Genomic DNA, 4,505 nt, shown 5'->3' with positions numbered 1-4,505 from the left:
AGGCCTCACTGCGGACGGTCATGCAGCAACCCGCAAGTGTTGGCTGATCGACCTGGAGGGCGGAAGCGGAATGTTAGGTAGCGGAAATGCTTCCGCTGAACGTGGCGTTAAGAGGCTAGGCACCAAAGCTCCTTATGGAAAAACCGTCACAAGAAAATTCGGTATTGAAAGGCTGCAAACCTATCCTCGCTGGACAGATACGCATAATTTGGGAGCATAAATTGCTTTTGTGAGTTGCTGCAATTTTTGTTGCGCGACTACTGCAAAGTGGCTAGTGTCATCTCCGAGGCAGGGATTCTCTCTGCTTCGCGGAGTTGAGGAAATCCGCTTGACCAGCTTCGCCGCAGATATTCTCGGGCGAGGCTAGAGGGGTTCATCAGGAAAATAACATCAAGCGAGCCGAAGGTTTCGCTCAGCACCTGATGCTGCCTCTCAAATTGGAAACTTGAGTGCAATCGACGAAAAAAAATCGGATGCAACAGTAGGAGGAGAAGCTCTCATGATTAAGAAGCTAGTAACGGCAACCGCTTTCTGCGGGCTCATGGCAGGCGCGGCACAGGCCCAGACGATCGGCGTCGCAATGTCGCTTTTCGATGACAACTACCTGACTGTTCTGCGTCATAACATCCAACGTCATGCTGATGATCTCGGTGTCACTGTTCAGATGGAAGACGCGCAGGGCAATATTGCGCGTCAACAATCCCAGATCGAAAATTTTGTCGCCTCCGGCGTTGACGGCGTGATCGTCATGCTGGTCGACGCCGATTCAGGCCGAGCAATGTCGCGTATTGCTGAACGCGCGGATGTTCCACTGATTTTCGTCAACATGTTGCCCGCCAACATGGACGATTTTCCTGCCAAACAGGCGTGGGTTGGGTCCGATGAGGAACAGGCCGGGGAATTGCAGGCAACGGAAATGTGCCGCCTTCTTGGTGGCGAGGGCGACGCGGTGATCCTGATGGGTCAGCTTGGAACTACCGGGCAACGCGGACGCACTGCCGCAGTCGAGCGTGTGCTTCAGTCTGAAGAGTGTTCTGGGATCAACGTGTTGGATTCGCAGACCGGGAACTGGATGCGCACAGCCGCCTTGGACCTGATGACCAACTGGCTCTCCTCGGGCATGCAGCCCGATGCGGTTTTCGCAAACAATGACGAAATGGCACTCGGTGCAATCCAGGCACTCAAAGCCGCCGGTATCTCGATGGGCGACGTGGTTGTAGGTGGCGTGGACGCTACGCAGGACGCAATGGCAGCCTTGCAAGCCGGAGATCTGGACGTGACGGTGTATCAATCCGCCCGGGGACAAGGCGAGGGGTCTCTCGACACAGTTCTGAGCATCATCCGCGGAGAAGACGTCCCGCAGCGTGTGGGCATCCCTTTCGAACTGGTCACGCCTGAAAACGTTGCCGAATACGTCGATCAGAATTGATTCGAACGGGCATCCGGCTTCGTCCGGATGCCCGTGTCACATTTTGGGATCATATGCCCAGCAGACTTTTTCGGGGAGGGGAAGGTTGGTTTCGTCGAGCACACAAGACGCGATTGCGCGCTACAAGCAGAAAGGTCTGCCGTACATTCTTGAAATCGAGGGGATCCGAAAGGAATTTCCCGGGGTTGTCGCGCTGGATGATGTGCAGTTTCGCCTGCGCCCCGGATCTGTCCACGCACTGATGGGCGAGAATGGCGCGGGCAAATCCACACTCATGAAGATTATCGCCGGGATCTACACCCCCGACCGTGGCTCTATCCGCCTTCGCGGAAAGGATGTTGCGCTGAGCAGCCCCCTTGATGCCCTCGATCAGGGCATAGCCATGATCCATCAGGAACTGGCGCTGATGACTTGGATGACGGTGTCTGAAAACATATGGATACGGCGCGAGCCCAAGAATTCGCTTGGTCTGATCGACCACCGAAAAATGAACGCAATGACGCAGAATTTGTTCGATCAGCTCAACATCAAGATTAACCCGGCTGCAGAAATCAGCACACTCACCGTGGCGCAGCGTCAGATGGTGGAAATTGCAAAAGCCGTCAGCCACGAATCCGACGTTCTGATCATGGACGAGCCCACCTCTGCCATCACAGAAACCGAAGTGGAGCATTTGTTCGCCATCATCCGAGATCTCAAAGCACGCGGCGTTGGCATTGTATACATTACGCACAAGATGAACGAGCTGTTCGAGATTGCAGATGAATTCTCAGTATTTCGGGATGGCAAATATGTCGGCACTCATGTCAGCACCGATGTTACGCGGGACGATATTATCCGCATGATGGTCGGGCGCGAGATTACTGAGATGTTCCCAAAAGAAGCGGCGGAGATCGGCGATACGATCTTGTCGGTCGGAAACTTGACGCTGCCTGGCGTCTTCCATGACATCAGCTTCGAACTGCGCCGGGGCGAGATCCTGGGACTGGCAGGACTGGTCGGCTCAGGCAGATCGAATGTGGCCGAGGCGCTTTTCGGGGTCACACCGGCGCAAAGTGGAACGATCTGTATCGCCGGGAATGAGACGAAAATCCAGTCGCCAATCGATGCAATGCGCGAAGGCATGGCCTTCCTGACCGAGGACCGAAAGGAGACTGGCTGCTTCCTGCCCCTCTCGATTATCGAGAACATGCAGGTTGCGGCCTTGCAGTCCGATCATGTCAAACTCGGCTTTGTTGATGAGAACGCACTGCTTAATCTTTGTGACGGCATGAAAGACAAGCTGAGGATCAAAACTCCTAATCTGGACGAGCGTATTGAAAACCTTTCCGGCGGAAACCAACAAAAGGTGCTGATCGCACGCTGGCTCATGACCCAGCCCAGAATTCTGATCCTCGACGAACCCACTCGCGGTATTGACGTGGGAGCAAAGGCAGAAATCCATCGTCTTATTTCTCGCCTAGCACAGCAAGGCGTCGCGGTAATCATGATCTCTTCAGAGCTCCCAGAGGTTCTGGGCATGTCCGACCGAATACTGGTCATGCATGAGGGGCATATGACCGGCATTCTGGATCGAGCCGAGGCAGATCAGGTGAAAATCATGGAGTTGGCAGCCCGCTAAGGCCTGCGCGGCCTTTGCGAGGAGGAGGAATATCTATGGAAAACGTGCAGATTGAACCCGTAACACAAAGACGGCGCAGCCTCCCACCAGAGCTGAGCATCCTTTTGGTGCTCGTTGGTGTTGCGCTGGTCTTCGAGATTCTTGGCTGGATATTTCAGGGCCAGAGCTTCTTGATGAACACGCGACGTCTGACGATCATGATCCTTCAGGTCTCTGTCGTCGGCATCATCGCGATCGGTGTCACTCAGGTCATTATCACCGGGGGGATTGACCTTTCATCGGGATCGATAGTGGCCATGACTGCGATGATTAGCATGAGCTTTGCACAGTCCAGTGACTTTGCGCGCGCGATATACCCGTCGCTCACTGATCTTCCGATGATCGTGCCATTGCTGATAGGCTTGGCGGTTGGGATGTTGGCCGGAATCGTCAACGGTGCGCTTATTGCCTTGACAGGTATCCCGCCCTTCATCGCAACACTTGGTATGATGGTTACAGCACGCGGCGTCGCGAAATGGTATACAAACGGCCAACCCGTCAGTTTTCCCACTGACAGTTTTGCTGCGCTTGGCGCGGGGGCGAACCCGGTTTTCATCTTTTTGGCTGTAGCAGTGATCTTCCATATTGCGCTGCGCTACACACGCTACGGAAAATACACCTATGCGATTGGCGCAAACCCGCAGGCCGCACGGGTCTCAGGGATTGACGTGAAGACCCACCTGATAAAGGTCTATGCCATTGCCGGCCTGCTTGCAGGGCTTGCCGGGATCGTGACCGCCGCCCGTGCTGAAACTGCGCAGTCGGGGATGGGCATGATGTTGGAGCTGGACGCAATCGCTGCCGCAGTCATTGGTGGCACCTCGCTGGCGGGTGGCCGAGGACGGATATTCGGGACAGTGATCGGCACGCTGATCTTGGGTTTGATGATGTCCGGATTCACCTTCCTCCGGGTTGATGCTTTCTATCAGGAAATGGTCAAGGGCGTTATCATCGTCGCCGCCGTCGTAGCCGATACCTACCGTCAGAAGGCGCGCGTCAAGAAAGCTTGACGTTCGCCATTGGACTAAGCCCGGCGCCGCATGCGTCGGGCTTTATTTTGGCATAGTGCTTTGAATTTCTTTACTTCACCGACCGAACTGATCGTCACCGCCATTGCTGTAATTCTCGTCGGGCTTTCCAAAGGTGGCCTTGGCGGAATGAGCCTGCTCGGCGTGCCGTTAATGGCTTTGGTAATGCCGCCAGTGACCGCGGCCGCGATTCTCTTACCGGTCTTGCTGGTTATGGATGTGATCAGCTTGATCAGCTGGCGCCGCTGGGTCGACTTCCAGATCTTGCGGCAAATCCTGCCAAGCGCAGTCATCGGGATTGGGGTCGGTTGGGCCACTGCCGAATTTGTCTCTGACGCTACTGTGCGGCTGATCGTCGGGCTTGTTTCAGTCGCTTTTGTGATCGCCG

General features: G+C 55.2%; 5 protein-coding genes. All 5 read left to right on the top strand.

Going from position 1 to position 4,505, the window contains the following annotated elements; genetic code table 11:
- Positions 1-220, top strand: a 220-nt coding sequence (locus ACTZWY_RS19545) for a hypothetical protein (protein WP_444792377.1), incomplete at its 5' end; no start/stop codon positions are given.
- A 279-nt stretch (positions 221-499) separates the two neighbouring features.
- A complete protein-coding gene (locus tag ACTZWY_RS19540; protein WP_444792376.1) occupies positions 500-1,429 on the top strand; it encodes a substrate-binding domain-containing protein in 930 nt (309 codons plus the stop codon).
- An 85-nt stretch (positions 1,430-1,514) separates the two neighbouring features.
- Positions 1,515-3,050 (top strand): sugar ABC transporter ATP-binding protein, encoded by a 1,536-nt coding sequence (locus ACTZWY_RS19535; RefSeq protein ID WP_444792375.1) that lies wholly within the window; start codon positions 1,515-1,517, stop codon positions 3,048-3,050.
- A gap of 35 nt (positions 3,051-3,085) precedes the next feature.
- Positions 3,086-4,099, top strand: a complete 1,014-nt coding sequence (locus tag ACTZWY_RS19530; RefSeq protein WP_444792374.1) for an ABC transporter permease — start codon at positions 3,086-3,088, stop codon at positions 4,097-4,099.
- 60 nt (positions 4,100-4,159) lie between these two features.
- The coding region (locus tag ACTZWY_RS19525; protein ID WP_444792373.1) for a TSUP family transporter at positions 4,160-4,505 on the top strand (346 nt) is incomplete at its 3' end.

The sequence above is a fragment of the Roseinatronobacter sp. NSM genome, assembly GCF_052379845.1.
Lineage (GTDB): Bacteria > Pseudomonadota > Alphaproteobacteria > Rhodobacterales > Rhodobacteraceae > Roseinatronobacter.
Note: the sequence above shows the minus strand (reverse complement) of the source record. Positions and strands in the feature narration are given on the sequence as shown.

Bases quoted from the DNA above. Each gene is read 5' to 3' on its own strand.
- ACTZWY_RS19540 (WP_444792376.1), top strand. From the start codon at position 500: ATGATTAAGAAGCTAGTAACGGCAACCGCTTTCTGCGGGCTCATGGCA.
- ACTZWY_RS19530 (WP_444792374.1), top strand. From the start codon at position 3,086: ATGGAAAACGTGCAGATTGAACCCGTAACACAAAGACGGCGCAGCCTC.